Genomic DNA, 26,555 nt, shown 5'->3' on the forward strand with positions numbered 1-26,555 from the left:
GGGCTCCTTGTCATTGACCCAGTTGTTCGGCCAGTTCGGCGGAACGATGGTCGGCGGCGCTCAGCGCCTGTTCCACCAGTCCTTCGAATCCATTGGCCTGGAACGACTTGATGGCGGCTTCGGTGGTGCCGTTGGGCGAGGTCACGCGGCGGCGCAGTTCGGCCGGGCCGACGTCGCTGTCCAGCGCCATCCTGGCCGCGCCGAGGGCGGTCTGCAGGGTCAGGCGGGCGGCCGCTTCCGGGCTCAGGCCGAGCTTCTCGCCGGCGGCGGTCATGGCTTCCATCAGCAGGAAGAAGTAGGCCGGGCCGCTGCCGGAAACCGCAGTCACCGCGTCGATCTGCTTCTCCTCGTCCAGCCACAGGGCGATGCCGACCGCGCTCAGCAGCTGTTCGGCCTGGCCGCGCTGCCCGGCGCTGACCCGGGCGTTGGCGTACAGGCCGCTGGCGCCGAGGCCGACCAGCGCCGGGGTGTTGGGCATGCAGCGGACGATGGGGCGGGCGCCGAGCCAGCGTTCCAGGCTGGCGCAGGGGATGCCGGCGGCGATGGAGACGATCAGCTGGTGGGCCGACAGGTGCGCGGCCAGCGGCTCGCAGACCTGCTTCATGACCTGCGGCTTGACCGCCAGGACCACCACATCGGCGTCCTTCACCGCGCTGGCGTTGTCCTCGAAGACTTCGATGCCGTGCTCGGCGGCGATCTTCGCGCGCTGCTCGGCGCCCGGGTCGCTGGCGCGCAGGCTGGTGGCCGGAACGCCCTGGGCGCGCAGGCCGCCGATCAGGCTGGCGGCCATGTTGCCGGCGCCGACGAATGCTATGCGGATGTTGCTCATGGGGATTCTGCTTCCTTATATGGAGGGGCCGTCAGGCCTGGCCAGCGCCGTAGTCGCGGGCGCCGAACAGGGCCGTGCCGATGCGCACCCAGGTGGCGCCTTCGGCGATGGCGGCTTCGAGATCATGGCTCATGCCCATGGACAGGGTGTCCAGGCCGAGGTCGAGGGAATCCATCAGTTCGCGCAGGCGGGCGAAGGCGGCGTGCTGCGCGGCGATGTCGTCGGTGGGTTCGGGGATCGCCATCAACCCGCGCAGCTTCAGGTTCGGCAGCTGCGCCACGGCCCGCGCCAGCTCCGGCAGTTCCGCCGGAGCGCAGCCGGACTTGCTGTCCTCGCCGCTGACGTTGACCTGCAGGCAGACCTGCAGCGGCGGCAGGCCGGCGGGGCGCTGCTCGGACAGGCGCTGGGCGATCTTCAGCCGGTCCACCGAGTGCACCCAGTGGAAATGCTCGGCGATGGGGCGGGTCTTGTTCGACTGGATCGGCCCGATGAAATGCCAGGTCAGCGCCAGGTCGGCCAGTTCGACCTGCTTGCCGAGGGCTTCCTGCAGGTAGTTCTCGCCGAAATCGGCGATGCCCGTGGCGAACGCCTCGCGGATGTCGGAAGCGGGCTTGGTCTTGCTCACCGCCAGCAGGCCGACGCCCGCCGCATCGCGCCCGCAGGCTTGCGCTGCCTCACGGATGCGCTCGCGAACCTTTGCAATATTCTTTGCTATCGTGGACATTACCTGCGCTCTACCGCCCGGCTGCTGCGAGTTCAGCGGCATTCTACCTGCTTGAATTGGATTGGGGAGTCCCATGGATATTACCGAGTTGCTCGCCTTCAGCGCCAAGCAAGGCGCCTCGGACCTGCATCTCTCGGCCGGCTTGCCGCCGATGATCCGCATCGACGGCGATGTGCGCCGGATCAACCTGCCCGCACTCGATCACAAGCAGGTCCATGCGCTGATCTACGACATCATGAACGACAAGCAGCGCAAGGATTTCGAGGAATTCCTCGAGACCGACTTCTCCTTCGAAGTGCCCGGCGTGGCGCGTTTCCGGGTCAACGCCTTCAACCAGAACCGTGGCGCCGGCGCGGTGTTCCGGACCATTCCGTCCAAGGTGCTGACCATGGAGGACCTCGGTCTCGGCGAGACCTTCAAGCGTATCGCCGACGTGCCGCGCGGGCTGGTGCTGGTCACCGGGCCGACCGGCTCGGGCAAGTCCACCTCGCTGGCGGCGCTGCTCGACTACCTGAACAACACCAAGTACAGCCACATCCTCACCGTGGAGGACCCGATCGAATTCGTCCACGAGTCGAAGAAGTGCCTAGTCAACCAGCGCGAGGTGCACCGCGACACCCTCGGCTTCAACGAGGCGCTGCGCTCGGCCCTGCGCGAGGACCCGGACATCATCCTGGTCGGCGAGATGCGCGACCTGGAGACCATCCGCCTGGCGCTGACCGCGGCGGAAACCGGGCACCTGGTGTTCGGCACCCTGCACACCACCTCGGCGGCCAAGACCATCGACCGGATCGTCGACGTGTTCCCCGCGGAGGAGAAGTCCATGGTCCGCTCCATGCTCTCCGAATCGCTGCAGGCGGTGATCTCGCAGACCCTGCTGAAGAAGATCGGCGGCGGCCGGGTGGCGGCCCACGAGATCATGATCGGCACCCCGGCGATCCGTAACCTGATCCGCGAGGACAAGGTCGCGCAGATGTACTCGGCGATCCAGACCGGCGGCGCGATCGGCATGCAGACCCTCGACATGAGCCTGAAGAGCCTGGTGGCGAAGGGGCTGGTGAGCCGCGATGCGGCAAGGGAAAAGGCCAAGATCCCGGAGAACTTCTGACTGACCGTCACAGGTCATTGAAGCGCTGCCCCGGCAGCGCCACACTCGCGCCGCATGGGCCTCGGGCCCGACCGCAGACCACGTGATCCGGCCAGGAGGGACCATGGAATTCGACAAACTGCTGCGACTCATGGTGGAAAAGGGCGCCTCCGACCTCTTCATCACCGCTGGCGTCGCCCCCTCGATGAAGATCAACGGCAAGATCCTGCCGGTCACCAAGAACGCCCTCTCGCCGGAACAGACCCGCGAGACCGTGCTCTCGGTGATGAGCGAGCAGCAACGCCGCGAGTTCGCCGAGAACCACGAGTGCAACTTCGCCATCAGCGCCCGCGGCGTCGGCCGCTTCCGGGTCAGCGCCTTCTACCAGCGCAACCTGGTGGGCATGGTGCTGCGCCGCATCGAGACCAACATCCCGACCATCGAAGAGCTGAAGCTGCCGGAAGTCCTCAAGAAGCTGGCGATGACCAAGCGCGGGCTGGTGATCTTCGTCGGCGCCACCGGCACCGGCAAGTCGACCTCGCTGGCGGCGATGATCGGCTACCGCAACAAGCACTCCACCGGCCACATCATCTCCATCGAGGACCCGATCGAGTTCATCCACCAGCACCAGGGCTGCATCGTCACCCAGCGCGAGGTGGGGCTGGACACCGACTCCTTCGAGACTGCCCTGAAGAACACCCTGCGCCAGGCGCCGGATGTCATCATGATCGGCGAAGTTCGCTCCCGCGAGACCATGGATCACGCCGTGGCCTTCGCCGAAACCGGCCACCTGTGCCTGGCCACCCTGCACGCCAACAACGCCAACCAGGCGCTGGAGCGGATCATCCACTTCTTCCCGGCCGACCGGCACGGCCAGGTGTGGATGGACCTGTCGCTGAACCTCAAGGCCATCGTCGCCCAGCAACTGGTGCCGACCCCGGACGGCAAGGGCCGCCGCGCGGTGATCGAGGTGCTGCTGAACACCCCGCTGGCCGCCGACCTGATCCGCAAGGGCGAGGTCCACGAACTCAAGCCGCTGATGAAGCGCTCCACCGAACAGGGCATGCAGACCTTCGACCAGGCGCTGTACCAGCTCTACGTCCAGGGCGAGATCACCTACGAGGACGCCCTGGCCTACGCCGACTCGGCCAACGACCTGCGCCTGATGATCAAGCTCGGCTCGGAAACCGACGCCGACCACCTGACCAGCATGACCCAGGGCCTGACCCTGGAGCTCAACGAGGACGACCAGAACCGACGGCGGCGCTGAGTCATCCCCGGAGCCCGCCAACCGGCGGGCTTTTTCTTCCATCCTGTGGAAAACCCTGGCGCGCTTGTGGTCGAATCCCCGGGTTCCGGCAAAGGAGACATGCATGAACGGCAATCACGACACCCACAGCAAGGCCATCGGCTACCTGCTCTGGCTCTTCGGCTTCACCGGCTCGCACCGCTTCTACTACGGCCGGCCTGTCACCGGCACCATCTGGTTCTTCACCCTTGGCCTGTTCTTCATCGGCTGGATCATCGACCTGTTCCTCATCCCCTCGATGGACGACGCGGCCGACCTGCGCTATCGCAGCGGCGGCGTGGACTACAACGTCGCCTGGATCCTGCTGACCTTCCTCGGCGTGTTCGGCGTGCACCGCATGTACATGGGCAAGTGGCTCACCGGGATCATCTATCTGTTCACCGGCGGGCTGTTCCTGGTCGGCGTGCTCTACGACTTCTGGACCCTCAACAGCCAGATATCCGAGCGCAACGTGCCGCAGCGGATCTGAGGGCGCCGGCCCGCTCCTGCGGGTTCGGCATACCTCGTTTCGTCGCGCCTTCCTGGCGGCATCGGCGGGGCCGGCCTATGGTGCAGACAGGCCTGCCTGCGCCGAGGTGACGAGATGACCAACGATTCCCGCCCCGCTGTACTCGACCTGATCGGCAACACTCCGCTGGTCCGGGTCACCCGCTTCGATACCGGTCCCTGCACCCTGTTCCTCAAGCTCGAATCGCAGAACCCCGGCGGCTCCATCAAGGACCGCATCGGCGTGGCGATGATCGAGGCCGCCGAGCGCGACGGCCGACTGAAGCCCGGCGGCACCATAGTCGAGGCCACCGCCGGCAACACCGGCCTCGGCCTGGCGCTGGTCGGCCGCGCCAAGGGCTACCGGGTGGTGCTGGTGGTGCCGGACAAGATGTCCACCGAGAAGGTCCTGCACCTGAAGGCAATGGGCGCCGAGGTGCATATCACCCGCTCCGACGTCGGCAAGGGCCACCCGGAGTACTACCAGGACGTCGCCGCGCGGCTGGCGCGGGACATTCCCGATGCGTTCTTCTCCGACCAGTTCAACAACCCGGCCAACCCGCTGGCCCACGAGTGCAGCACCGCGCCGGAAATCTGGGCGCAGACCGCTCACGACCTGGACGCCATCGTCTGCGGCGTCGGCTCCGGCGGTACCCTCACCGGGCTGACCCGCTTCTTCCAGCGCGTGCAGCCGGAGCTGGAGTTCGTCCTGGCCGACCCGGTCGGCTCGGTGGTCGCCGAATATTCCCGTTCCGGCACCCTGGGCACGCCGGGTTCCTGGGCGGTGGAGGGCATCGGCGAGGATTTCATCCCGACCATCACCGACCTCTCCAGCGTGCGCCACGCCTATTCCATCAGCGACGAGGAAAGCTTCGCCCATTCCCGCGCCCTGCTGCAGGCCGAGGGGATTCCCGGCGGCTCGTCCACCGGCACCCTGCTGGCCGCCGCGCTGCGCTTCTGCCGCGAGCAGACCGAGCCGAAGCGGGTGGTCAGCTTCGTCTGCGATACCGGCACGCGCTACCTGTCGAAGATCTACAACGACCAGTGGATGACCGACCAGGGCCTGCTGCAGCGCAAGACCTACGGCGACCTGCGCGACCTGATCGCGCGGCGCTTCGAGGACGGCCGGGTGGTCAGCGTCGGCCCCGACGACACCCTGCTCACCGCCTTCCAGCGCATGCGCCTGGCCGACGTCTCGCAGCTGCCGGTGCTGGAGGACGGCAAGCGGCTGGTCGGGGTGATCGACGAGTCCGACATCCTGCTCGGCGTGCACAAGGGCGAATCGCATTTCCGCATGCCGGTCGCCAGCGCCATGAGCAGCGACCTGGAAACCCTGCCGCCGGGCGCCAGCCTGGCCGAGCTGGAGTCGGAGCTGGATCGCGGACTGGTGGCGATCATCGCCGATCAGACGGGCTTCCACGGGCTGATCACCCGCTTCGACCTGCTCAACCATCTGCGGAGAACCCTTGCATGAGCCAGCACGATTCAACCGCCGGACGGGGCTTCGCCACCCGCGTGATCCATGCCGGGCAGTCGCCCGACCCGTCCACCGGCGCGCTGATGCCGCCGATCTACGCCAACTCCACCTACGCCCAGGAAAGCCCCGGCGTGCACAAGGGACTGGACTACGGCCGCTCGCACAACCCCACGCGCTGGGCGCTGGAGCGCTGCGTGGCGGACCTGGAAGGCGGCACCCAGGCGTTCGCCTTCGCCTCCGGGCTGGCGAGCATCGCCGCGGTGCTGGAGCTGCTCGACGCCGGCTCGCACATCGTCTCCGGCAACGACCTCTACGGCGGCACCTTCCGCCTGTTCGAGCGGGTGCGCCGGCGCAGCGCCGGGCACCGCTTCAGCTTCGTCGACCTGGCCGACCCCGCCGCGCTGGAGGCGGCGCTGCAGCCGGACACGCGGATGGTCTGGGTGGAAACGCCGAGCAACCCGCTGCTGCGCCTGACCGACCTGGAAGCCGTGGCGCGCACCTGCCGCCAGCGCGGGATCATCTGCGTGGCCGACAACACCTTCGCCAGCCCGTGGATCCAGCGCCCGCTGGAGCTGGGCTTCGACATCGTGGTGCACTCCACTACCAAGTACATCAACGGCCACTCCGACGTGATCGGCGGCATCGCCGTGGTCGGCCAGAATGCCGAGCTGCGCGAACGCCTGGGCTTCCTGCAGAACTCGGTAGGTTCCATCTCCGGCCCGTTCGATGCCTTCCTCACCCTGCGCGGGGTGAAGACCCTGGCGCTGCGCATGGAACGCCACTGCAGCAACGCCCTCGACCTGGCGCGCTGGCTGGAAGCCCAGCCGCAGGTGGCGCGGGTCCACTATCCGGGACTGGAGTCGCACCCGCAGCACGAGCTGGCCCGACGGCAGATGCATGGCTTCGGCGGGATGATCTCCCTGGAACTGCGCGGCGACCTGGACGGCACCCGGCGCTTCCTGGAAAGCGTGCGCATCTTCGCCCTGGCGGAAAGCCTGGGCGGGGTGGAAAGCCTGATCGAACACCCGGCGATCATGACCCACGCCAGCATCCCGGCCGAAACCCGCGCCGAGCTGGGCATCGGCGATACGCTGGTGCGACTGTCGGTGGGGGTGGAGGACGTCGAGGACCTGCGTGCCGATCTGGCGCAGGCGTTGGGGAATGTCTGAACAGGGCGCGAGAGGAAAACTGATGTAGGGCGAATGAAGCGGAACGCTTCATCCGCCGCTGGCGCCGCGCCGATGTGTCGGTGGATAACGCTGGCGCGTTATGCACCCTACGAAACTGTTCGCGAGCAAGCTCTTGTGTAGGGCCATGCCCGCGACCCCGATAATGAAGAAGCCCGCCAACCGGCGGGCTTCTTCATGGGGGCCGCGCTCAGCCCTCGTAGGTCACATGCCCATCCATCAGCGTGTAACGCACGCTGCCCGGCAGGCAGTGGCCGAGGAACGGGCAGTTCTGCCCGCGCGACAGCCAGCTTTCGCCGGCCAGGGTGGAGCCTTCGGGGTCGAACAGCACGATGTCCGCCGCCTGGCCGGCCGCCAGCTGGCCCGCGGGCAGGCGCAGGGCGCTGGCCGGGCCGTGGCTGAGCCGGGCGATCAGGGTCGGCAGGTCGAGCAGGCCGTCCTGCACCAGGGTCATGGCCAGCGGCAGCAGCAGTTCGACGCTGCTGATGCCTGGCTCGGTGGCGGCGAAGGGCGCGTTCTTGGCGTCCGCCTCGTGCGGCTGGTGGTGGCTGGCGATGGCCTGGATCACGCCGCTCTTCACCGCTTCGCGCAGCGCCTCGCGGTCGGCCAGGGTGCGCAGCGGCGGCTGCACGTGGTACAGGCTGGAGAAGTCGCGCAGCGCCTCGTCGGTGAGGATCAGCTGGTACAGCGCGACGTCGGCGGTCACCGGCAGGCCGCGTTGCTGGGCGCGGGCGATCAGCTCGACGCCACGGGCGCTGGTCAGCTGGCTGAAATGCGCGCGCACGCCGGCCTGTTCCACCAGCAGCAGGTTGCGCGTCAGGGCCACGGTCTCGGCGGTTTCCGGGATGCCGGCCAGGCCGCGGAAACTGGCGGTCGGGCCGTCGTGGGCGAGGCCGCCTTCGGCGAGTTCGGGGTCCTGGGAGGTGAACACCACGGTCAGGTCGAAGGTCGCCGCGTACTCCAGCGAGCGCAGCAGGACGCGGTTGCTGGCCATCGGCGCCAGGCCGTTGGTGAAGGCCACGCAGCCGGTGTCGCGCAGGGCGGCCAGCTCGGAGAGCTGCTCGCCGGCGAGGTTGCGGGTCAGCGCGCCGACCGGGAAGACCTTGGTGTTGCCGGCCTCGCGGGCGCGGTCGAGGATCAGCTCGGCCACCGCCGGGGTGTCCAGCACCGGTTTGGTCTGCGGCGGGCAGCACAGGCTGGTGACACCGCCGGCCGCGGCGGCCAGGGTTTCGCTGTCGATGTTGCCCTTGCGGCTGTAGCCCGGCTCGCGCAGGGCGACGTTCAGGTCGACCAGCCCGGGAGCGGCGACCAGCCCGGCGGCGTCGATCGTCCGTGCCGCAGTGAAGCCCGCGGGCGCGGCGCCGATGGCGGCGACCTTGCCGGCCTCGACATGGATGTCGGCGATCCGGTCCAGGCCGCTGGCCGGATCGATGATGCGGGCGCCTCGGATGCTGATGGTCATTCGGCGTCCTCCTGTTGTTCGATCTGGCGTTGCGCGTTCTGGCCGCTCATGGCCATGGACAGCACCGCCATGCGCACGGCGATGCCATAGGTCACCTGGTTGAGGATCACCGACTGGCTGCCGTCGGCGACCGCCGATTCGATTTCCACGCCGCGGTTGATCGGCCCCGGATGCATGACGATGGCGTCCGGTTTGGCCAGTTTCAGGCGTTTTTCGGTGAGGCCGTAGAGCTTGAAGAACTCCCCTTCGCTGGGCAGCAGGCCGCCCTGCATGCGCTCGCGCTGCAGGCGCAGCATGATCACCACGTCGACGTCCTTCAGGCCTTCGTCGGCGTTGGTGAACACGCGCACGCCGTATTCCTGCTCCAGCCCTGTGGGCAGCAGGGTGCGCGGCGCGACCACGCGGATGTCCGGGCAGCCGAGGGTCTTCAGGGCGATCATGTTCGAGCGCGCCACGCGCGAGTGCAGGATGTCGCCGACGATGGCCACCGAGAGTTTGGTGAAGTCGCCCTTGTGCCGGCGGATGGTGAGCATGTCGAGCATGCCCTGGGTCGGGTGGCCGTGGCGGCCATCGCCGCCGTTGATCACCGCCACGTTGGGGCTGACGTGCTCGGCGATGAAGTGCGCGGCACCGGAGTCGCTGTGGCGCACCACGAACATGTCGGCGGCCATCGCTTCCAGGTTGCGCAGGGTGTCGGTCAGCGTCTCGCCCTTGCTGGTGGAGGAGGTGGAGACGTTGAGGGTGATGACGTCGGCGGACAGGCGCTTGGCCGCCAGTTCGAAGGTGGTGCGGGTGCGCGTGGAGTTCTCGAAGAACACGTTGCACACCGTCTTGCCGCGCAGCAGCGGGACTTTCTTCACCGCGCGGGCGCCGACTTCGAGGAAGGAGTCGGCGGTGTCGAGGATTTCCGTGAGCAGCTCGCGGGGCAGACCGTCGAGCGAGAGGAAGTGGCACAGCTGGCCCTGGTCGTTGAGCTGCAGCGGGCGCTTGGCGTCGTTCGGCATGGGGCAGGCCCTGAAGTTTTGGGAAGTGAGGGTGCGCGCGATCAGAGCGCGCCGATTACGGTGCGCTCCAGGGTCAATGGTGCGGGACCGCGCAATTTTACCCGTTCGTTGCGGGCGAGCGACAGGGTCTGGCCGACCACGTCGGGGCGGATCGGCAGTTCGCGGGCGTTCAGGTCGACCAGGCAGACCAGGGTCACGCTGGCCGGGCGGCCGTAGTCGAACAGCTCGTTGAGCGCCGCGCGTATGGTGCGCCCGCTCATCAGCACGTCGTCCACCAGCACCAGGTGCTGGCCGTCGATCTCGAACGGCAGCTCGGACGGGCGCACCTGCGGGTGCAGGCCGCTCTGGGTGAAGTCGTCGCGGTAGAAGGAGACGTCGAGGATGCCGAGGACTTCCTCGCTGTGCAGTTCCTTGAGCAGGGCCTGGGCAACCCAGATGCCGCCGGTGTGGATGCCGACGAAGCGCGGCGAGTCGATGTCGCGTTCGGCGAGATGGTTGCGCAGGTCGGTGGCCATGCGCGGCAGGAGTTCGGCGGGGCTGGGCAGGGTCATGACATCTCCTGAAGATCATCGGGGGCCGGCTGGACCGGCCAGAAAAGTCTAGGGTCCGGCAAGCTTAGCGGCTTTCCCGTGACGGACGCTGCCACGGATCAGCCGCCGCAGTGTTCGGCCAGCCAGCCTTCCAGCAGCAGGGCGGCGGCCAGGGCATCGACCGGGCGCTCGCGGTAGCCGTCGCGCTGGCCCTGGGCGAGCCGTTCGCCCTTGGCCGCGTAGGTGGTCAGGCGCTCGTCGTGGGTATGCACCGGCAGGTTGAAGCGGCCGTGCAGGCGGCGGGCGAACTTCTCGGCGCGCTCGCTCATCTCGCTGGGCGTGCCGTCCATGTTCAGCGGCAGGCCGACGACGATGGCGTCCGGCTGCCATTCGCGGATCAGCGCTTCCACGCGGTTCCAGTCCGGCGTGCCGTTCTGCGCCTTGAGCACGCACAGTTCGCGGGCCTGGCCGGTGACCGCCTGGCCCACGGCGACGCCGATCTGCTTCGTGCCGTAGTCGAAGCCGAGGAGCAGGCGCGGCGCCATCAGGCGTGTCCGGCCTGGGCGGTGAGCAGGGCGAGGTTGATGCCGAGGCGTTCGGCGGCGGCGGCGAGGCGCCCTTCGGCGGGGATGTCGAAGAGCACCGTGGGGTCGGCGGGGCAGGTCAGCCAGGCGTTGTCGGTGAGCTCCGCTTCCAGCTGCCCGGCATCCCAGCCGGCATAGCCGAGGGTGATCAGGCTCTTTTCCGGGCCGCTGCCGTCGGCGATGGCGAACAGCACGTCCTGGGAGGTGGAGAGGGCCAGGTCGCCCAGTTCCAGGGTGGCCTGGAAACGCTGGCCGGCCGGATGCAGGACGAAACCGCGGTCGGTCTGCACCGGGCCGCCGGTGTAGATGGCCATCGACTGGCAGCGCGCCGGCGGCAGTTCGTCCGGGCGCAGCTGTTCGAGCACGTCGCTGAGGGTGAGGCCGCTGGGACGGTTGATCACCAGGCCCATGGCGCCCTGTTCGTTGTGCTCGACCAGGTAGGTCACCGTCTGGGCGAAGTTCGGGTCCGCCATGTGCGGCATGGCGATCAGGAAATGATTCTTCAGGTAGGTGGGGGCGCTGTTCATGACCGTTAGTTTCAAGCTTCGGGTGGCGGCCTGCAAGCACCGGCCTGCTGGCCTCGGATTCATGGGACGGGCCGCACAGCTACAGCTTGGCGGCTATGCGGGGTGCCGCTTCATCGACTCGACAGGCGGTCGCCGGGCTCGAAGCGCCAGGTGCGGACGATCTCCAGGCGGTCGATGTCGGACAGGTCGCCGCTGAACGGGGCGAAGGGCGCGGCCAGGCGCACGATGCGCTGGGCGGCCTGGTCGAGCAGCGGCTGGCCGGAGGATTCCAGCACCTGCACTTCATAGAGGGAACCGTCGCGGTTGATCGACACCAGCAGCCGCAGGCTGCCGTAGATGCGCTGGCGGCGGGCCTCGTCGGGGTAGTTGAGGTTGCCGATGCGCTCGATCTTCTTGCGCCACTCCTCCTTGTACCAGGCGCCCTTGTCGCGCATGGTCGAGGCGGCGCTGAGGCGGTGGATGCGCGGGCGCTTGGCGTAGGCCTGGCGCTCGCGGGCGAGGTCCGCCTCGAGGCTGGAGATTTCCGCCGACAGCTGGCTGGCGTCGAACTGCGGCGCCGGTTTGGCGACCGGCTCGGCCTTCGGCTTCTGCGGCTTGGCCTGGACCTTCTGCTGCTTCGGCGTGCGGGTCGCCACCGCGGTCTTCGGCGCTTCCGGCGCGCTGGCCTGCTTCGGCGTCTGCGGCGGCGCGACCTTCTTCACCTCGGTGTCCTGGAACGGCGCCTTCTCGGTGGTCTTGGGGATCGCCTTGTGTTCCAGCGTGCCGCTGCCCTGCTGGTTCATCTGCGCGGCGAAGTCGGCCTTTTCCGGCGCCTTTTCGCTCTTGAAGGTGGCGAGGGTGACTTCCAGGCTCTTGCTGATCTGGTTCGGGTGGGGCATGGAAAAGCCCACGCCGAGGAGCAGGGCAACGTGCAGGATGGCCGCGACGAACAGCGTGAAACCCAGCCGGTCCGCCGGCCGGACGCCGGAGGACACGGGGAAGTCGGTGAAGGTCGCAGCACTCATTGCAGATCGAATCGGCCGGGCAGGGCGGGGAAGTCTGCCGACGGGGCCGAAAAATGTCTATGACGCACTGCGCGCCGCCAGTTTTTCCTCGATCGCCGCCATCAGGCGCTCGCCGATGCGGGTGTCGAAGGCCTTGTCGATCTCGCGGATGCAGGTCGGGCTGGTGACGTTGATCTCGGTGAGGTAGTCGCCGATCACGTCGAGGCCGACGAACAGCAGGCCGCGCTCGCGCAGCTGCGGGCCGACCTGGGCGGCGATCCAGCGGTCGCGCTCGCTCAGCGGCTGGGCCACGCCACGGCCGCCGGCGGCCAGGTTGCCGCGTGTCTCGCCCTGCGCCGGAATCCGCGCCAGGCAGTATTCCACCGGCTCGCCGTCGATCATCAGGATGCGCTTGTCGCCGGCCGCGATTTCCGGGAGATAGCGCTGCGCCATGATCTGCAGGGTGCCGTGCTGGGTCAGGGTCTCGAGGATCACCGAGAGGTTCGGGTCGCCCTCGCGATGGCGGAAGATCATGCTGCCGCCCATGCCTTCGAGGGGTTTGAGAATGATGTCACGGTGCTCCACGGCGAACTCCCGCAGAATGTCCGACCGCCGGCTGACCACGGTCGGCGGCGTGCACTGCGGGAACAGCGTGGAGAAGAACTTCTCGTTGCAGTCGCGCAGGCTCTGCGGGCGGTTCACCACCAGCACCCCGGCGCGCTCGGCCTGTTCCAGCAGGTAGGTGGAATAGATGTACTCGTTGTTGAACGGCGGGTCCTTGCGCATCAGGATCACGTCCAGCTCGGCGAGCGGCAGGTCGACTTCCTCTCCCAGTTCGTACCAGCGTCCGGCGTCCGCGAACACCTTCAGCGGGCACATGCGGCCGCGGGCCTCGCTGGCCTTCTGGTAGAGGTCCTGCTGCTCCATGTAGTACAGCGTCCAGCCGCGGGCCTGGGCGGCCAGCAGCATCGCCAGCGAGCTGTCCTTCTTGAAGTTGATGCGTGCGATGGGGTCCATGACGATCCCGAGGCGTACGCTCATGAGAGGTCCTCCAGATGGGCTGAAAGGCGCGGCAGACGCCGCCGCGCGGAAGAAAATGGGATGCTCAGGGTGGCGCCGGATGTGCACCCGGTCAAGGAAAAGTCGGCGTGTTTCGGGCTTTATGGAATGTGTTGGGGGGAGTGTGCTAAAAGGTTCCGACGACCGGGTTGCAGCCCACGGTGGCAGGGCGTTAGCGCACTGACATAAGGCAGATACAACGATTCACCGAGGTGTAAGGGCGAACATGGAACAGCATTCCGATGGCTTGAAGGTTATGGTGATCGACGATTCGAAAACGATTCGCCGCACCGCGGAAACACTGCTGAAAAAGGTCGGCTGCGACGTCATCACGGCGATCGACGGCTTCGACGCTCTGGCGAAGATCGCCGACACCCATCCGAACATCATCTTCGTCGACATCATGATGCCGCGTCTGGACGGCTACCAGACCTGCGCCCTGATCAAGAACAACAGCGCTTTCAAATCCACGCCGGTGATCATGCTGTCCTCCAAGGACGGCCTGTTCGACAAGGCCAAGGGGCGCATCGTCGGTTCCGACCAGTACCTCACCAAGCCCTTCAGCAAGGAAGAACTGCTCGGCGCGATCAAGACCCACGTGCCCGACTTCACTCCGCTGGAGCACGCTTCCTGAAGTCCGGCGCCTTGCCGCGACGCTTTTTCGTATGGGGAAACCAATGGCTCGTATCCTGATTGTTGATGACTCGCCGACCGAGATGTACAAGCTGACCGCGATGCTCGAGAAGCACTCGCACCAGGTGCTCAAGGCCGAGAACGGCGCCGACGGCGTCGCCCTGGCGCGCCAGGAGAAGCCGGACGTGGTCCTGATGGACATCGTCATGCCCGGCCTGAACGGCTTCCAGGCGACCCGCCAGCTGTCCAAGGACCCGGAGACCAGCACCATCCCGGTGATCATCGTCACCACCAAGGACCAGGAAACCGACAAGGTCTGGGGCAAGCGCCAGGGCGCCAAGGACTACCTGACCAAGCCGGTCGACGAAGATACCCTTCTGAAGACCATCAACACGGTACTGGCCGGCTGAGCCAGCGGTACCCGACGCATAACCAGAAGAAGGCCAGGGCCGGCATGTCGGAAGTTCGCAGTCCATTCCAGCTTCTCGTCGAGATCGATCAGCGCTGCCGCCAGCTGGCAGCAGGCCTGCCCGCGCAACGCGAGGTGGTGCAAAGCTGGAACGGCATCGGCTTCCGCATGGCCGGGCGTCTTTTCGTGGCGCCCATGGGGGAGGTCGGCGAAGTGCTTCACGAGCCGCGCTACACCCTGCTGCCCGGCGTGCGCGACTGGGTCAAGGGGGTCGCCAACGTGCGCGGCCGCCTGCTGCCCATCATGGATCTGTGTGGCTTCCTCGGCGCGGAACTGTCGCCCCTGCGCAAGCAGCGGCGGGTGCTGGTGGTTGAGCACCGCGAGGTGTTCGCCGGGCTGATCGTCGACGAGGTGCTGGGCATGCAGCACTTCCCGGTCGACACCTTCAGCGAACGGCTGCCGCCGCTCGAGGCCGCACTGCAACCCTTTATTCATGGCGTATTCCATCGAGAACAGCCCTGGCTGGTGTTCAGCCCGCATGCGCTGGCGCAGCATCCCGGCTTTCTCGACGTCGCCAGCTAGTTCGTTTGACCGGTTGGGCCGGCTCGCCGGCCCGTGTCGTGACATGGAAATCGCAAGCGTGGCAGGTCCAGGCGGGGGCCGAATATGAAGAAAACAAACTCAGGCAGTCTTTTCTCGGGGGCGCGCAGCAGTTCGCTGATCGCCGGGCTCTTCGTGGTCCTGATCGTGGCGATCGTCCTGTTGTTCGCCAACTTCGCCTACCTCAACACCCAGGCGAACCACGACAAGCAGTACATCGGCCACGCCGGCGAGCTGCGCGTGCTGTCGCAGCGGATCGCCAAGAACGCCACCGAGGCGGCGGCGGGCAAGGCCGAGGCCTTCAAGTTGCTGAAGGAGGCGCGCGTCGACTTCGAGAAGCGCTGGAACATCCTGGCCAAGGGTGACGAGAGCACCGCCCTGCCGCCGAGCCCGGTCGCGGTGCAGGCGCAGATGGACGAGGTGCAGAAGGACTGGGACCTGCTGCGCAAGAACGCCGACTCCATCCTCTCCAGCGAGCAGACCGTGCTGTCCCTGCACCAGGTGGCCTCGACCCTCGCCGAAACCGTCCCGCAGCTGCAGGTGGAATACGAGCAGGTGGTCGACATCCTGCTGCAGAACGGCGCTCCGGCCGACCAGGTCGCGGTGGCCCAGCGCCAGTCGCTGCTCGCCGAACGTATCCTCGGCTCGGTGAACAAGGTGCTGGCCGGCGACGACAGCTCGGTGCAGGCCGCCGACAGCTTCGGCCGCGACGCCAGCCTGTTCGGCCGCGTGCTCAAGGCCATGCAGGAAGGCAACGCCTCGATGCATATCTCCCGGGTGACCAACCCCGAGGCGATGGACCGCCTGAACGAGATCGGCAAGCTGTTCGAATTCGTCTCCGGCTCGGTGGACGAGATCCTCGAGACCTCGCCGGAACTGTTCCAGGTGCGGGAAGCGGCGAACACCATCTTCGGCGGCTCGCAGACCCTGCTGGACAAGGCCTCGCAACTGGCCGACGGCTTCGAGAACCTGGCCAATGGCCGTCAGTTCAACCAGGTCGCCAGCGTCGTGCTGGGCATCCTGGCGCTCGGTTCGATCATCCTCATCGGCCTGGTGATGGTGCGCGAAACCAACCGCCGTCTCGCCGAAACCGCCGAGAAGAACGAACGCAACCAGGCCGCAATCCTGCGTCTGCTCGACGAGATCGCCGACCTCGCCGACGGCGACCTGACCGTGGCGGCGACCGTGACCGAGGACTTCACCGGCGCCATCGCCGACTCGATCAACTACTCCATCGACCAGCTGCGCGAACTGGTGGAAACCATCAACCAGACCGCCGTGCAGGTGTCCGGCGCGGCCCAGGACACGCAGTCTACCGCCATCCACCTGGCCGAGGCGTCGGAACACCAGGCCCAGGAAATCGCCGGCGCTTCCGCGGCGATCAACGAAATGGCGGTGTCGATCGACCAGGTATCGGCGAACGCCTCGGAATCCTCGGCGGTGGCGGAACGTTCCGTGGCCATCGCCAACAAGGGCAACGAGGTGGTGCACAACACCATCACCGGCATGGACAACATCCGCGAGCAGATCCAGGACACTTCCAAGCGGATCAAGCGCCTCGGCGAATCGTCCCAGGAGATCGGCGACATCGTCAGCCTGATCAACGACATCGCCGACCAGACCAACATCCTCGCCCTGAACGCCGCGATCCAGGCATCCATGGCCGGCGACGCGGGCCGTGGCTTCGCCGTGGTGGCGGACGAGGTGCAGCGCCTGGCGGAACGTTCCTCCGCGGCGACCAAGCAGATCGAGGCGCTGGTGAAGACCATCCAGACCGACACCAACGAAGCGGTGATCTCCATGGAGCAGACCACCAGCGAAGTGGTGCGCGGCGCGCGCCTGGCGCAGGACGCCGGTGTCGCCCTGGAGGAGATCGAGAAGGTGTCGCGGACCCTGGCGGCGCTGATCCAGAACATCTCCAACGCCGCCCGTCAGCAGGCGTCCTCCGCCGGTCATATTTCCAACACCATGAACGTGATTCAGGAAATCACCTCGCAGACCTCCTCCGGTACCACCGCCACCGCGCGCAACATCGGTACCCTGGCGAAGATGGCGAGCGAGATGCGTCAGTCCGTGTCCGGCTTCAAGCTGCCGAATACCACGGAGCAGGCCTGAGCATTGGAGGTGCGCCGTCCTGATCCGGGCGGCGCGCGGCAGTCTTGAGCGAGGGGCGCGACATGCAGGCAGATGGCGTGTGGTCGTTGCAGCCGTTGGCCGACATGTCGGCCGCGGAGTTCCGCGCATGGCAGGCGCTGCTGGAGGATCGCACCGGCATCGTGGTCAACGAGCGGCGCCAGGCCTTCCTGCAGACCAGCCTCGGCGCGCGCATGCGCGAGCTGGGCGTGGGGGATTACGCCAGTTACTACCGGCAGGTCACCGACGGACCCCGCGGCGCGCTGGAGTGGTCGAGCCTGCTGGATCGCCTGACCGTCCAGGAAACCCGCTTCTTCCGCCATCGCCCTTCCTTCGAGTTGCTGGCCGGCTACCTGCAGCGGCTTCCGCTGTCTGCGGAGCGGCCGTTGCGGTTGTGGAGCGTGGGCTGCTCCAGCGGCGAGGAAGCCTACTCCCTGGCGATGGTCGCCGCGGAGGCCATGGCGGAGAGGGGACTGCCGCCGTTGTTCGGCGTGACCGGCAGCGACATCAGCCTGAGCGCGCTGGGCAAGGCGCGTCAGGCGATCTACCCGGCGCACAGGCTGGAAGAGTTCGGCGCGACCCTGGCGGAACGTTATTTCCGGAAGCTCGCAGACGGCCGTTACCAGGTGCTCGCCGGCCTGGCGGAGCGGGTCTGCTGTACCCGGCTGAATGTGCTGGAACTGGCGCAGGCGCCGATGTCCGGCATGGACGTGATCTTTTGTCAGAACCTGTTGATCTATTTCCGTCGCTGGCGGCGGCGCGAGATCCTCAATCGCCTGGTCGAGCGGCTGGCTCCGGGCGGATTGCTGGTGCTCGGAGTCGGCGAGATGGCGGACTGGAACCATCCGCAGCTCGAAGCGGTCGCCGATGAACAGGTCCTGGCCTTTACCCGGAAGGGATGACACAGACACATGAGCGGAGTGGCTATGGGTGATCGGCACGATTATGTCGCCCTGGAATGGGTGAAAGGCGAGATCGCCGAAACCCTGAAACAGGCGCGCCAGGCCCTGGAGGCGTTCGTCGAGAATCCACGCGATCCGACGCGCATGGGCTTCTGCCAGGCCTACATCCACCAGGTGCGCGGCACCCTGCAGATGGTGGAGTTCGACGGCGCCGCGCTGCTCGCCGAGGAAATGGAGCAGCTGGTCCAGGCGCTGATCGACGAGCGCACCACCAGCCGCACCGAGGCGCTGGAAGTGCTGATGCAGGCGATCCTGCAGCTGCCGGTCTATCTCGAACGCGTGCAGAGCGCGCGCCGCGACCTGCCGATGATCGTGCTGCCGCTGCTCAACGACCTGCGTGCCGCGCGCGGCGAAAAGCTGCTCTCGGAAACCAGCCTGTTCTCCCCCGACCTGTCGCACTGCCGCCCGGCGCTGCCGCAGGACGCCATCGCACAGATGAGTGCCGGCGAACTGCCGGCGCTGCTGCGCAAGCTGCGGCAGACGCTGCAGGTGGCGCTGGTCGGGGTGATCCGCAACCAGGAAATGCCGACCAACCTCGGCTACATGGCCAAGGTCTTCGCCCGCCTGGAAACCCTCTGCGCCGAGGCGCCGGTTGGGCGGCTCTGGCCCATCGCCGCGGCGGTGGTGGAGAGCCTGGCCAATGGCAGCCTGAGCAACGGCACCTCCATGCGCACCCTGCTGCGCCAGGTCGATCACGAGCTGAAGCGCCTGATCGAGCAGGGCGTCGACGGCATGAACCAGCCGGCGCCGGAAGAGCTGATCAAGAACCTGCTGTTCTATGTCGCCGAGGCTTCCGACCAGTCGAGCAGGGTGCGCGCGCTGAAGGAGGAGTACCGTCTCGCCGAGGCGCTGCCCGGCGCCTCGGTGGTCGCCGAGGAACGCGCCCGCCTGTCCGGGCCCGACCGCGACGCCATGCGCTCGGTGGTCGGCGCGCTGTGCGAGGAACTGGTGCGGGTGAAGGACAGCCTGGACCTCTTCGTGCGCAGCGAACGCCGCCTGGCCAGCGAGCTGGAGGCGCTGACGCCGCCGCTCAAGCAGATCGCCGATACCCTGGCGGTGCTCGGCTTCGGCCAGCCGCGGCGGATCATCCTCGACCAGATCGACGCGGTGAGCGCCCTGGCGCACGGCCAGGCGGAACCCGGCGATGCGGCGCTGATGGATATCGCCGGAGCGCTGCTCTACGTCGAGGCCACGCTGACCGGCATGGTCGGGCCGGCCGAGGAGCAGGGCGGCGCGGAAGGCCAGCAGCCGACCACCGACGTCGAGCAGATCCACCAGCTGGTGATCAAGGAGGCGCGCAACGGCCTGGAGCAGGCGAAGGACGCGATCATCGAGTTCATCGCCTCGCAGTGGAACCATGACTATCTGGCCCGGGTGCCGGAGCTGCTGACCCAGGTGCGCGGCGGGCTGTCGATGATCGCCCAGGAGCGCGCGGCGACCCTGCTCGAAGCGTGCAACCGCTATATCCAGGAACAGCTGCTGGCGCGCCGGGCGGTTCCCGACTGGAGCAGCCTGGATACCCTGGCCGACGCCATCACCGGCGTCGAGTACTACCTGGAGCGCCTCGCCGAGGACCAGGGCACCCAGGGCGACCTGATCCTCGACGTCGCCGAGGAAAGCCTGGTCAGCCTCGGCTATTCGCTCAGGCCGCAGCCGGAAGTCGCCGCGCCCGTCGCCGAGGAGGCGCCGGCGCCGCTGGCAGATCCGCTGGATGAAATCGACGTGCTGTCCGCCAGTTGGCCGGAACAGGTCGCCGACTCCCTGCTGATGGGCGAACCGGCGCAAGCCGATTCCGCTGCGGCAGCACCGGATAGCGAACTGCTGGTATCGGACGACAACTGGACGCTGGCCGAGGCCGATCTGCCGGAGCCGCGGGAGGCCGGCGTCGATTTCAGCCTCGATCTGCCGCTGGAACTGGAAGCAGCTACCGCCATCGACGAGGACGCATCGATCCAGTCCAGCGAACCGGCGCCGGCGGAAGAGCCGCTGCTGGTCTCCGACGACAACTGGACGCTGGGGGAAACCGAGCTTCCGGAGCCTCTGGAAGAAGGCATCGATTTCAGCCTGGGTGGCCCGCTGGAAGCCGTGGAGCCGGAGGCGCAGGCCGCGCCCGGCGAAATGGCGCTGGCCGTGGAACCCTGGCCGGAAATGCAGCCGGCCCCTGCCGAAACGGAAGCGCCGGCTTCCATTCCGGTCATCGATCCGCCTGCCGGCGACGCCCCGCCCCGCCTGCTGCCGCCGCCGGCGGACGAGGAGCCGGTGGACGAGGAGCTGTGCGAAGTGTTCATCGAGGAAGCCGGCGAGGTGCTGGAAACCATCGGTGAGCAGCTACCGCTGTGGCTGGCCGACGGCGAGGCGCGCGAGGCGCTCACCGAGGTGCGCCGCGCCTTCCATACCCTCAAGGGCAGCGGGCGGATGGTCCGCGCCCTGGTCATCGGCGAACTGGCCTGGTCCATCGAGAACCTGCTCAACCGCGTGCTCGACCGCAGCATCGCGGCGCGTCCGGCAGTCCACCAGGCGGTGGAAGGCGCCGTGGCGCTGATGCCGGAACTGGTGGCGGAATTCGCCGCCGGCGCCCAGCGCCAGCGCGACGACGTGGACGCCCTGGCCGCCAGCGCCCACGCCCTGGCCAGCGGGCAGCTGCCGCAGGCACCGGCGCCGGTGGAGACGCCGGCCCTCGCGGAGCCCGCGCCGGAGCTGGTTCTCGACGAAGGGCTCGACCCGCAGTTGCTGGAGATCTTCCGCAACGAGGCGGAAGCCCATCTGGAGACCCTCGACGCCTTCCTCGCCGACTGCGAGCGCGAATTGCCGCAGCCGGTGACCGACGACCTGCAGCGCGCCCTGCACACCCTCAAGGGCAGTGCGCACATGGCGGGGATATTGCCGATCGCCGAAGTGGCCACGCCGCTGGAGCGGCTGGTCAAGTACTTCAAGACCAACCTGCTGCAGGTCGACCTGCGCGAGGCCGAGCTGCTGCGCGATGCCGCGCGGCTGTTCCGCAGCGGTCTCGAACAATTGCTCGGCGGCCGGCCGCTGGCGCCGATCGAGGGCAGCGAAACGCTGCTGGAGCAGATCGCCCTTCTGCAGCTGGAACGCCAGGAAGCGGCTGAGGAGCAACGCCGCGACGAACGGAGCGAAGGCAGCGATCCGCAGATGATCGGCGTGTTCCTCGCCGAAGGCATGGACATCCTGCTCGATGCCGAAGACCTGCTCGGCCGCTGGCGCGAACATCCGGGGGAACTCACGGAGCTGGGCGCGTTGCTCGACGAACTGGCGACCCTCGGCCGCGGCGCGCGGATGGCCGAGCTGCCGCAGATGGCCGAGTTGGGCGAGGCCCTGCAGGCAGTCTACGAGGCCGTGCGCGACGGGCAGCTGGCGGTGGACGAGACCTTCTTCGGCGTTGCCGAGCAGGCCCACGAAGCCCTGATCGGCATGATGGACCAGGTGGCCGCGGCGCTGCAGGTCACGCCGCGGCCGGAGCAGGTACAGGCGCTGCGCCAGTTGCTGGAGAGCGGCGGGCTGCACGCGCTGGAGGAAGAGGACTTCCTCGACCTGGACAGCTTCACCGCGGAGGATTTCCCGGCCGAGGACGAGGAACTGCTCCTGCTGCCGCGGAACACCGCCCGCGAGGACCTGCCGGACGGCCTGGCCTGGCCGTTGGGTCCGGATTCCGCCCTGGCCGCCGAGGACGACGTGCTGGTCAGGGCCTTCGCGCGGCGCCAGCAGCTGGCTCCGCTGCAGCAACCGCCGGCGATCGACGACGAAATGGTGTCGATCTTCCTCGACGAGGCGGTGGATCTGCTGGAAAGCGCCGGCCAGGCCCTGGAGCAGTGGCTGCGCGCGCCAGAAGCCGCCGCCGCCCTGCATTCCCTGCAGCGCGACCTGCACACCCTCAAGGGCGGTGCGCGGATGGCCGACATCCGCGAGATCGGCGACCTGGCCCATGAGCTCGAATCGCTCTACGAAGGCTTCGCCGAGCAGCGCCATCGCGTATCGCCGTCCCTCGCCGGACTGCTGCAGGGTTGTCATGACCGCCTGGCGACGCAGGTCGAACAGCTTCGCAGCGGCGCGCCGCTGGCCGACCCGGGTGAATTGATCGAGGCGATCCGCGCCTTCCGCGAAACGCCTGTGGTCGATGCCGATCTGCAGCCGAAAGCTGTTCCGGAGGAGGCTCCGGTGCCGGAAGAACTGCCGGTGGCGGAAGCCACGGCGGCGGAGCCGGTCGCCGGCGTCGACGACCTGCCGCCTGAGCACGACCAGGAACTGGTGGACATTTTCCTCGAGGAAGGCTTCGACATCCTCGAAAGCGCGGCGGGTGCCCTGCAGCGCTGGATGCTCGACATCGACAACAGCCTCGAACTGGAAGCCCTGCAGCGCGACCTGCACACCCTCAAGGGCGGCGCGCGGATGGCCGAGATTCGCCCGGTCGGCGATCTCGCCCACGAACTGGAATTCCTCTACGAGGGGCTCAGCGCCGGCCGCCTGCGCGCCAGCCCGACGCTGTTCGAACTGCTGCAGCGTTGCCACGACTGCCTGGCGGACATGCTCGAAGCGGTCTACCAGCGGCGTTCGATGCCGGAAGGTAAGCCGCTGGTCGAGGCGATCCGGCAGTTCCGCGCCAGCCCCGACGAGCAGCTCGGCGTTCCGCCCAGCGTCGCCCTGACGCCGGCCGCCGCGCCCGCGCCGCAGGCCGAGGGCGGGGATATCGAGGAGATATTCCTGGAAGAGGCGGACGACCTGCTGGAGCTCATGGAGCGCGTGCTCGGCCGCTGGGACGGCGAGCGCGACGGCGCTGCGCTGGACGAGCTGCTGCGCATCCTCCACACCCTCAAGGGCGGTGCGCGGCTGGCCGGGCAGGGCGGCCTCGGTGATCTCGCCCACGATCTCGAACAGCATCTGGTGGAAGCCCAGCAGCGTGGCGCGCCCTGGCCGGAAAGCCTACTGCTGGACGCGCAGTCCGGCTTCGAGGGACTGCAGGCCGCGGTGGACGAACTGCGCCGCCGCATCGAGGCCGATGAATCGGCAATCCAGGCGGCCGAGGAGGCGCCGAGCCTGCCCGAGGCGATCATGGCCCCCAGCGAGGTGCAGGTCAGCGAGGCGCCGCCGGTCCTGCCGTTCGTTCGCCGCGCCCAGGAGGCGGCCCAGGAAGCCGCCGCCCGCCGCGCGCCGCAGGAACTGGTGAAGGTGCCCGCACCGCTGCTGGAAAACCTGGTCAACCTGGCCGGTGAGACCTCCATCTTCCGCGGCCGCGTCGAGCAGCAGGTGAGCGACGTCGGCGCCACCCTGGTGGAAATGGAAGCGACCATCGAGCGGGTGCGCGACCAGTTGCGCCGCCTGGACATCGAGACCCAGGCGCAGATCCTCTCGCGCCACCAGGCGGACGCCGAGCGCGCCGGCTACGAGGATTTCGACCCGCTGGAAATGGACCGCTACTCGCAGCTGCAGCAGCTGTCCCGCGCACTGTTCGAGTCGGCCTCCGACCTGTTCGACCTGAAGGAAACTCTGGCGGCGAAGAACCGCGACGCCGAGACCCTGCTGCTGCAACAGGCGCGGGTCAACACCGAGCTGCAGGAAGGCCTGATGCGCACCCGCATGGTGCCGTTCGACCGCCTGGTGCCGCGGCTGCGGCGGATCGTCCGGCAGGTGGCCAGCGAACTGGGCAAGCAGGTCGAGTTCGTGGTCAGCAACGCCGAGGGGGAAATGGACCGCAGCGTGCTGGAGCGCATCGTCGCGCCGCTGGAGCACATGCTGCGCAACGCCGTCGACCACGGCATCGAATCGTCCGAGGCGCGCCGCCTGGCCGGCAAGCCGGAACTAGGCAGCATCCGCCTGAATCTTGCCCGGGAAGGCGGCGACATCCTCCTCACCCTGGCCGACGACGGCGCCGGCATCCGCCTCGACGCGGTGCGCCGCAAGGCCATCGAGCGCGGCCTGATGAGCGCCGACAGCGATCTCACCGACCATGAGGTGCTGCAGTTCATCCTCGAGGCAGGCTTCAGCACCGCCGAGAAGGTCACGCAGATTTCCGGGCGCGGCGTCGGCCTCGACGTGGCCAACGCCGAGGTCAAGCAGCTCGGCGGTTCGGTGAGCATCCACTCGAACGCCGGCGACGGCACCCGCTTCAACATCCGCCTGCCGTTCACCGTGTCGGTCAACCGCGCGCTGATGGTGCTTTCCGGCGAGGACCTGTACGCCCTGCCGCTGAACACCATCGAAGGCATAGTGCGGGTTTCGCCCTACGAGCTGGAGGCGCTCTACGAGCAGCAGGGCGAGGAGGGCGGCGCACCGCCGCGCTTCGAGTACGCCGGGCAGAGCTACGAGCTGAAGTACCTCGGCGACCTGCTGAACAACGGCCAGCATCCCAAGCTGGTCGGCCAGTCGCTGCCGCTGCCGGTGATCCTGGTGCGCTCCGCCGAGCATGCGGTGGCGGTGCAGGTGGATGCGCTGGCCGGCTCGCGGGAAATCGTGGTGAAGAGCCTCGGTCCGCAGTTCGCCGGGGTGAACGGGATTTCCGGGGCGACCATCCTCGGCGACGGCCGCGTGGTGGTGATCCTCGACCTGCTGGCGACCATCCGCGCCCGCCATGCGCACGCGGCGCTGCAGGCCCGGCCGCGGCGCGTGCTGGCCAGCGACATCCCGCTGGAAGGCGAATACCGGCGGCCGACCCTGGTCATGGTGGTGGACGACTCGGTCACCGTGCGCAAGGTCACCAGCCGCCTGCTGGAGCGCAACGGCATGAACGTGGTCACCGCCAAGGACGGGGTGGACGCCATCGCCCAACTGCAGGAACACAAGCCGGACATCATGCTGCTGGACATCGAGATGCCGCGCATGGACGGCTTCGAGGTGGCGACCCTGGTGCGCCACGACGAACAGCTGAAGGACCTGCCGATCGTCATGATCACCTCGCGGACCGGCGAGAAGCACCGCGAGCGCGCCCTGGCCATCGGCGTCAACCAGTACCTCGGCAAGCCCTACCAGGAATCCGAGCTGCTGGATGCCATTCAGCGCCTGGTCAAGACCCATGGATGAGCGCAGCGCGCCGCGGATCGCGGTCATCGCCGACACCTCGCTGCAGCGCCACGTCCTGCAGCAGGCCCTGTCCGCGCACGGCTACCAGGTGGTGCTGAATGCCGACCCGGGGCGCCTGGAGCAGGCGCAGCTGGAAGCCTGCGCGCCGGATCTGTGGCTGGTGGACCTGATGCAGCAGGAGGATTCGCCGGTGCTCGACCATCTGCTGGAGCAGGACCGCGCGCCGGTGCTGTTCGGCGAGGGCAACGCGCCGGAGCGGCATTCCGAGCACTATCCGCGCTGGGAGCGGCGGCTGGTGGGCAAGCTGCGGCGGCTGGTCGGCGACCCCAGCGCCGGCGTCGGGCAGAGCCTGGACGCCCTGCTCGGCGAGGCGCAGCGGCCGGCGCGGATCGAGCTGCCGGCGAACCTGGCCGCGGCCCCGCTGCAGGCCGGCGAACCGGCGCGGGAAGTCTGGCTGCTCGCCGCTTCGATGGGCGGGCCGGCGGCGGTCAAGGCGTTCCTCGACGCGCTGCCGGGCGGACTGCCGATCGGATTGCTGTATGCCCAGCACATCGACCCGGCCTTCGAGCCGCGCCTGCCCCAGGCCGTCGGCCGCCACAGCCAGTGGCACGTCAACCAGGCGCGGTCCGGCGACGCGGTGCGCTGCGGCGAGGTAGTGGTGGTGCCGGTCGCCCGGGAACTCGGTTTCGACGAGGAAGGGCGCATGCAGATCGGCGAACGGCCGTGGCCGGAGCCGTACAGCCCGTCGATCGACCAGATGATGCTCAACCTGGCGCAGCGCTACGGTGAGCGCTGCGGGGTGATCGTCTTCAGCGGCATGTGCAGCGACGGCAGCGCGGCGGCCGCCTACGTGCGCCGCCAGGGCGGGGAAATCTGGACGCAGCGCGCCGACAGCTGCGCCTGTTCGAGCATGCCGGACAGCCTGCGCGAGGCCGGCTACAGCAGCTTCACCGCCGATCCGCGCGGACTCGCGGCGGCCCTGGTCAACCATCTGGCGGCACACTGCGTGCCTAGCGGAGTGATTTCATGAACGAGCTTCCCGTGCGCGGCGGCGATGCCCAGGATGCGGCCGCCGGCCCGGCCAGCCTGACCGGCCTGCTGGTGCCGCTGGCCGACCGTTCCCTGCTGCTGCCCAACGTGGCGGTGGCCGAGCTGATCGCCTATCGCGCGCCGCAGGCCGTGGCCGGCTTGCCGGACTGGTACCTCGGGCAGATCAGCTGGCGCGACCTGCGCCTGCCGCTGCTGTCCTTCGAGAGCGCCGCCGGCGGCCAGACGCGGATCGCCGCCGGTGCGCGGGTGATCGTGATCAACGCCCTCGGCGGCCGGCCGCGGGTCAAGTTCCTCGCCCTGCTGGTGCAGGGCATTCCGCGCTCGGTGAAGCTCGGTCCAGAGCTGGCGCGCGCCGACGTGCCGCTGGCGCCGCTGGAACTGGATGCGGTGCGCGTGGGCGATGATGTGGCGCGGATTCCGGACCTGATGGCGTTGGAGCAGATGCTGGCGGATGGTGGGTTCATCTAGCCCTTTGGTCGCGGGCATGG

22 protein-coding genes are annotated in these 26,555 nt (G+C 68.2%); 13 read left to right on the forward strand and 9 right to left on the reverse strand.

The window, feature by feature from the left end; all coding sequences use genetic code 11:
• Window positions 1-10: 10 nt before the first annotated feature.
• Both proC and BLR75_RS15220 read right to left on the reverse strand, forming a co-directional pair.
• Complete coding sequence (proC, locus tag BLR75_RS15215) at window positions 11-829, reverse strand: pyrroline-5-carboxylate reductase (protein ID WP_084312973.1); 819 nt, start codon at window positions 827-829, stop codon at window positions 11-13.
• 31 nt (window positions 830-860) lie between these two features.
• Window positions 861-1,553, reverse strand: a complete 693-nt coding sequence (locus tag BLR75_RS15220) for a YggS family pyridoxal phosphate-dependent enzyme (RefSeq protein WP_084312971.1) — start codon at window positions 1,551-1,553, stop codon at window positions 861-863.
• A 73-nt stretch (window positions 1,554-1,626) separates the two neighbouring features.
• Between BLR75_RS15220 and BLR75_RS15225 the strand changes: the two genes are divergently transcribed.
• The 5 genes from BLR75_RS15225 to BLR75_RS15245 all read left to right on the forward strand — a co-directional run bounded on the left by BLR75_RS15225 (window position 1,627) and on the right by BLR75_RS15245 (window position 7,081).
• Entirely contained in the window at window positions 1,627-2,661 is a 1,035-nt protein-coding gene (locus tag BLR75_RS15225; RefSeq protein ID WP_084312969.1) for a type IV pilus twitching motility protein PilT, read from the forward strand.
• A gap of 103 nt (window positions 2,662-2,764) precedes the next feature.
• Entirely contained in the window at window positions 2,765-3,910 is a 1,146-nt protein-coding gene (locus BLR75_RS15230) for a PilT/PilU family type 4a pilus ATPase (RefSeq protein WP_084312967.1), read from the forward strand.
• A gap of 103 nt (window positions 3,911-4,013) precedes the next feature.
• On the forward strand, window positions 4,014-4,418 hold the full coding sequence (locus tag BLR75_RS15235; RefSeq protein ID WP_084312965.1) for an NINE protein: 405 nt from the start codon (window positions 4,014-4,016) through the stop codon (window positions 4,416-4,418).
• Window positions 4,419-4,532: 114 nt separating this feature from the next.
• A complete protein-coding gene (locus BLR75_RS15240; protein WP_084312963.1) occupies window positions 4,533-5,909 on the forward strand; it encodes a pyridoxal-phosphate dependent enzyme in 1,377 nt (458 codons plus the stop codon).
• On the forward strand, window positions 5,906-7,081 hold the full coding sequence (locus BLR75_RS15245) for a trans-sulfuration enzyme family protein (protein ID WP_084312961.1): 1,176 nt from the start codon (window positions 5,906-5,908) through the stop codon (window positions 7,079-7,081). The genes BLR75_RS15240 and BLR75_RS15245 overlap by 4 nt, the downstream gene beginning before the upstream one ends.
• A 208-nt stretch (window positions 7,082-7,289) precedes the next feature.
• Here BLR75_RS15245 and BLR75_RS15250 read toward each other — a convergent pair whose 3' ends face one another.
• The 7 genes from BLR75_RS15250 to gshB all read right to left on the reverse strand — a co-directional run bounded on the left by BLR75_RS15250 (window position 7,290) and on the right by gshB (window position 13,230).
• Entirely contained in the window at window positions 7,290-8,561 is a 1,272-nt protein-coding gene (locus tag BLR75_RS15250) for a dihydroorotase (RefSeq protein WP_084312959.1), read from the reverse strand.
• Window positions 8,558-9,565 (reverse strand): aspartate carbamoyltransferase catalytic subunit, encoded by a 1,008-nt coding sequence (locus BLR75_RS15255; RefSeq protein ID WP_084312957.1) that lies wholly within the window; start codon window positions 9,563-9,565, stop codon window positions 8,558-8,560. The genes BLR75_RS15250 and BLR75_RS15255 overlap by 4 nt, the downstream gene beginning before the upstream one ends.
• A 41-nt stretch (window positions 9,566-9,606) precedes the next feature.
• Entirely contained in the window at window positions 9,607-10,116 is a 510-nt protein-coding gene (pyrR, locus tag BLR75_RS15260; RefSeq protein ID WP_084312955.1) for a bifunctional pyr operon transcriptional regulator/uracil phosphoribosyltransferase PyrR, read from the reverse strand.
• A gap of 98 nt (window positions 10,117-10,214) precedes the next feature.
• Complete coding sequence (ruvX, locus tag BLR75_RS15265; RefSeq protein WP_084312953.1) at window positions 10,215-10,640, reverse strand: Holliday junction resolvase RuvX; 426 nt, start codon at window positions 10,638-10,640, stop codon at window positions 10,215-10,217.
• A complete protein-coding gene (locus BLR75_RS15270; RefSeq protein WP_084312951.1) occupies window positions 10,640-11,206 on the reverse strand; it encodes a YqgE/AlgH family protein in 567 nt (188 codons plus the stop codon). Before BLR75_RS15270 ends, ruvX begins: the two co-directional genes overlap by 1 nt.
• A gap of 110 nt (window positions 11,207-11,316) precedes the next feature.
• A complete protein-coding gene (locus tag BLR75_RS15275; RefSeq protein ID WP_084312949.1) occupies window positions 11,317-12,210 on the reverse strand; it encodes an energy transducer TonB in 894 nt (297 codons plus the stop codon).
• 57 nt (window positions 12,211-12,267) lie between these two features.
• Window positions 12,268-13,230: a glutathione synthase gene (gshB, locus tag BLR75_RS15280; protein WP_084312947.1), complete on the reverse strand. Its 963-nt coding sequence runs from the start codon at window positions 13,228-13,230 to the stop codon at window positions 12,268-12,270.
• Window positions 13,231-13,474: 244 nt separating this feature from the next.
• On the opposite strand from gshB, the gene pilG reads away from it, so the two are divergent.
• From pilG to BLR75_RS15320, 8 genes are all read left to right on the forward strand, one after another.
• Window positions 13,475-13,882 carry a twitching motility response regulator PilG gene (gene pilG, locus BLR75_RS15285; RefSeq protein WP_084312945.1) on the forward strand — a complete coding sequence of 136 codons (408 nt, stop codon included), beginning with the start codon at window positions 13,475-13,477 and terminating at the stop codon, window positions 13,880-13,882.
• Between the two features lie 43 nt (window positions 13,883-13,925).
• Window positions 13,926-14,291 carry a twitching motility response regulator PilH gene (gene pilH / locus BLR75_RS15290; protein ID WP_084312943.1) on the forward strand — a complete coding sequence of 122 codons (366 nt, stop codon included), beginning with the start codon at window positions 13,926-13,928 and terminating at the stop codon, window positions 14,289-14,291.
• Between the two features lie 44 nt (window positions 14,292-14,335).
• Entirely contained in the window at window positions 14,336-14,872 is a 537-nt protein-coding gene (locus BLR75_RS15295) for a chemotaxis protein CheW (protein ID WP_084312941.1), read from the forward strand.
• Between the two features lie 84 nt (window positions 14,873-14,956).
• On the forward strand, window positions 14,957-17,005 hold the full coding sequence (locus tag BLR75_RS15300) for a methyl-accepting chemotaxis protein (protein WP_084312939.1): 2,049 nt from the start codon (window positions 14,957-14,959) through the stop codon (window positions 17,003-17,005).
• 62 nt (window positions 17,006-17,067) lie between these two features.
• On the forward strand, window positions 17,068-17,925 hold the full coding sequence (locus BLR75_RS15305; protein WP_084312937.1) for a CheR family methyltransferase: 858 nt from the start codon (window positions 17,068-17,070) through the stop codon (window positions 17,923-17,925).
• A gap of 24 nt (window positions 17,926-17,949) precedes the next feature.
• Window positions 17,950-25,017: an Hpt domain-containing protein gene (locus BLR75_RS15310; RefSeq protein WP_084312935.1), complete on the forward strand. Its 7,068-nt coding sequence runs from the start codon at window positions 17,950-17,952 to the stop codon at window positions 25,015-25,017.
• The gene (locus BLR75_RS15315; RefSeq protein ID WP_084312933.1) at window positions 25,010-26,047 is read left to right on the forward strand and encodes a chemotaxis protein CheB; all 1,038 of its coding nucleotides are present in this window, start codon (window positions 25,010-25,012) and stop codon (window positions 26,045-26,047) included. Before BLR75_RS15310 ends, BLR75_RS15315 begins: the two co-directional genes overlap by 8 nt.
• Window positions 26,044-26,535: a chemotaxis protein CheW gene (locus BLR75_RS15320; RefSeq protein WP_084312931.1), complete on the forward strand. Its 492-nt coding sequence runs from the start codon at window positions 26,044-26,046 to the stop codon at window positions 26,533-26,535. The genes BLR75_RS15315 and BLR75_RS15320 overlap by 4 nt, the downstream gene beginning before the upstream one ends.
• Window positions 26,536-26,555: the final 20 nt, after the last annotated feature.

The organism is Pseudomonas jinjuensis, from assembly GCF_900103845.1.
GTDB lineage: Bacteria > Pseudomonadota > Gammaproteobacteria > Pseudomonadales > Pseudomonadaceae > Pseudomonas > Pseudomonas jinjuensis.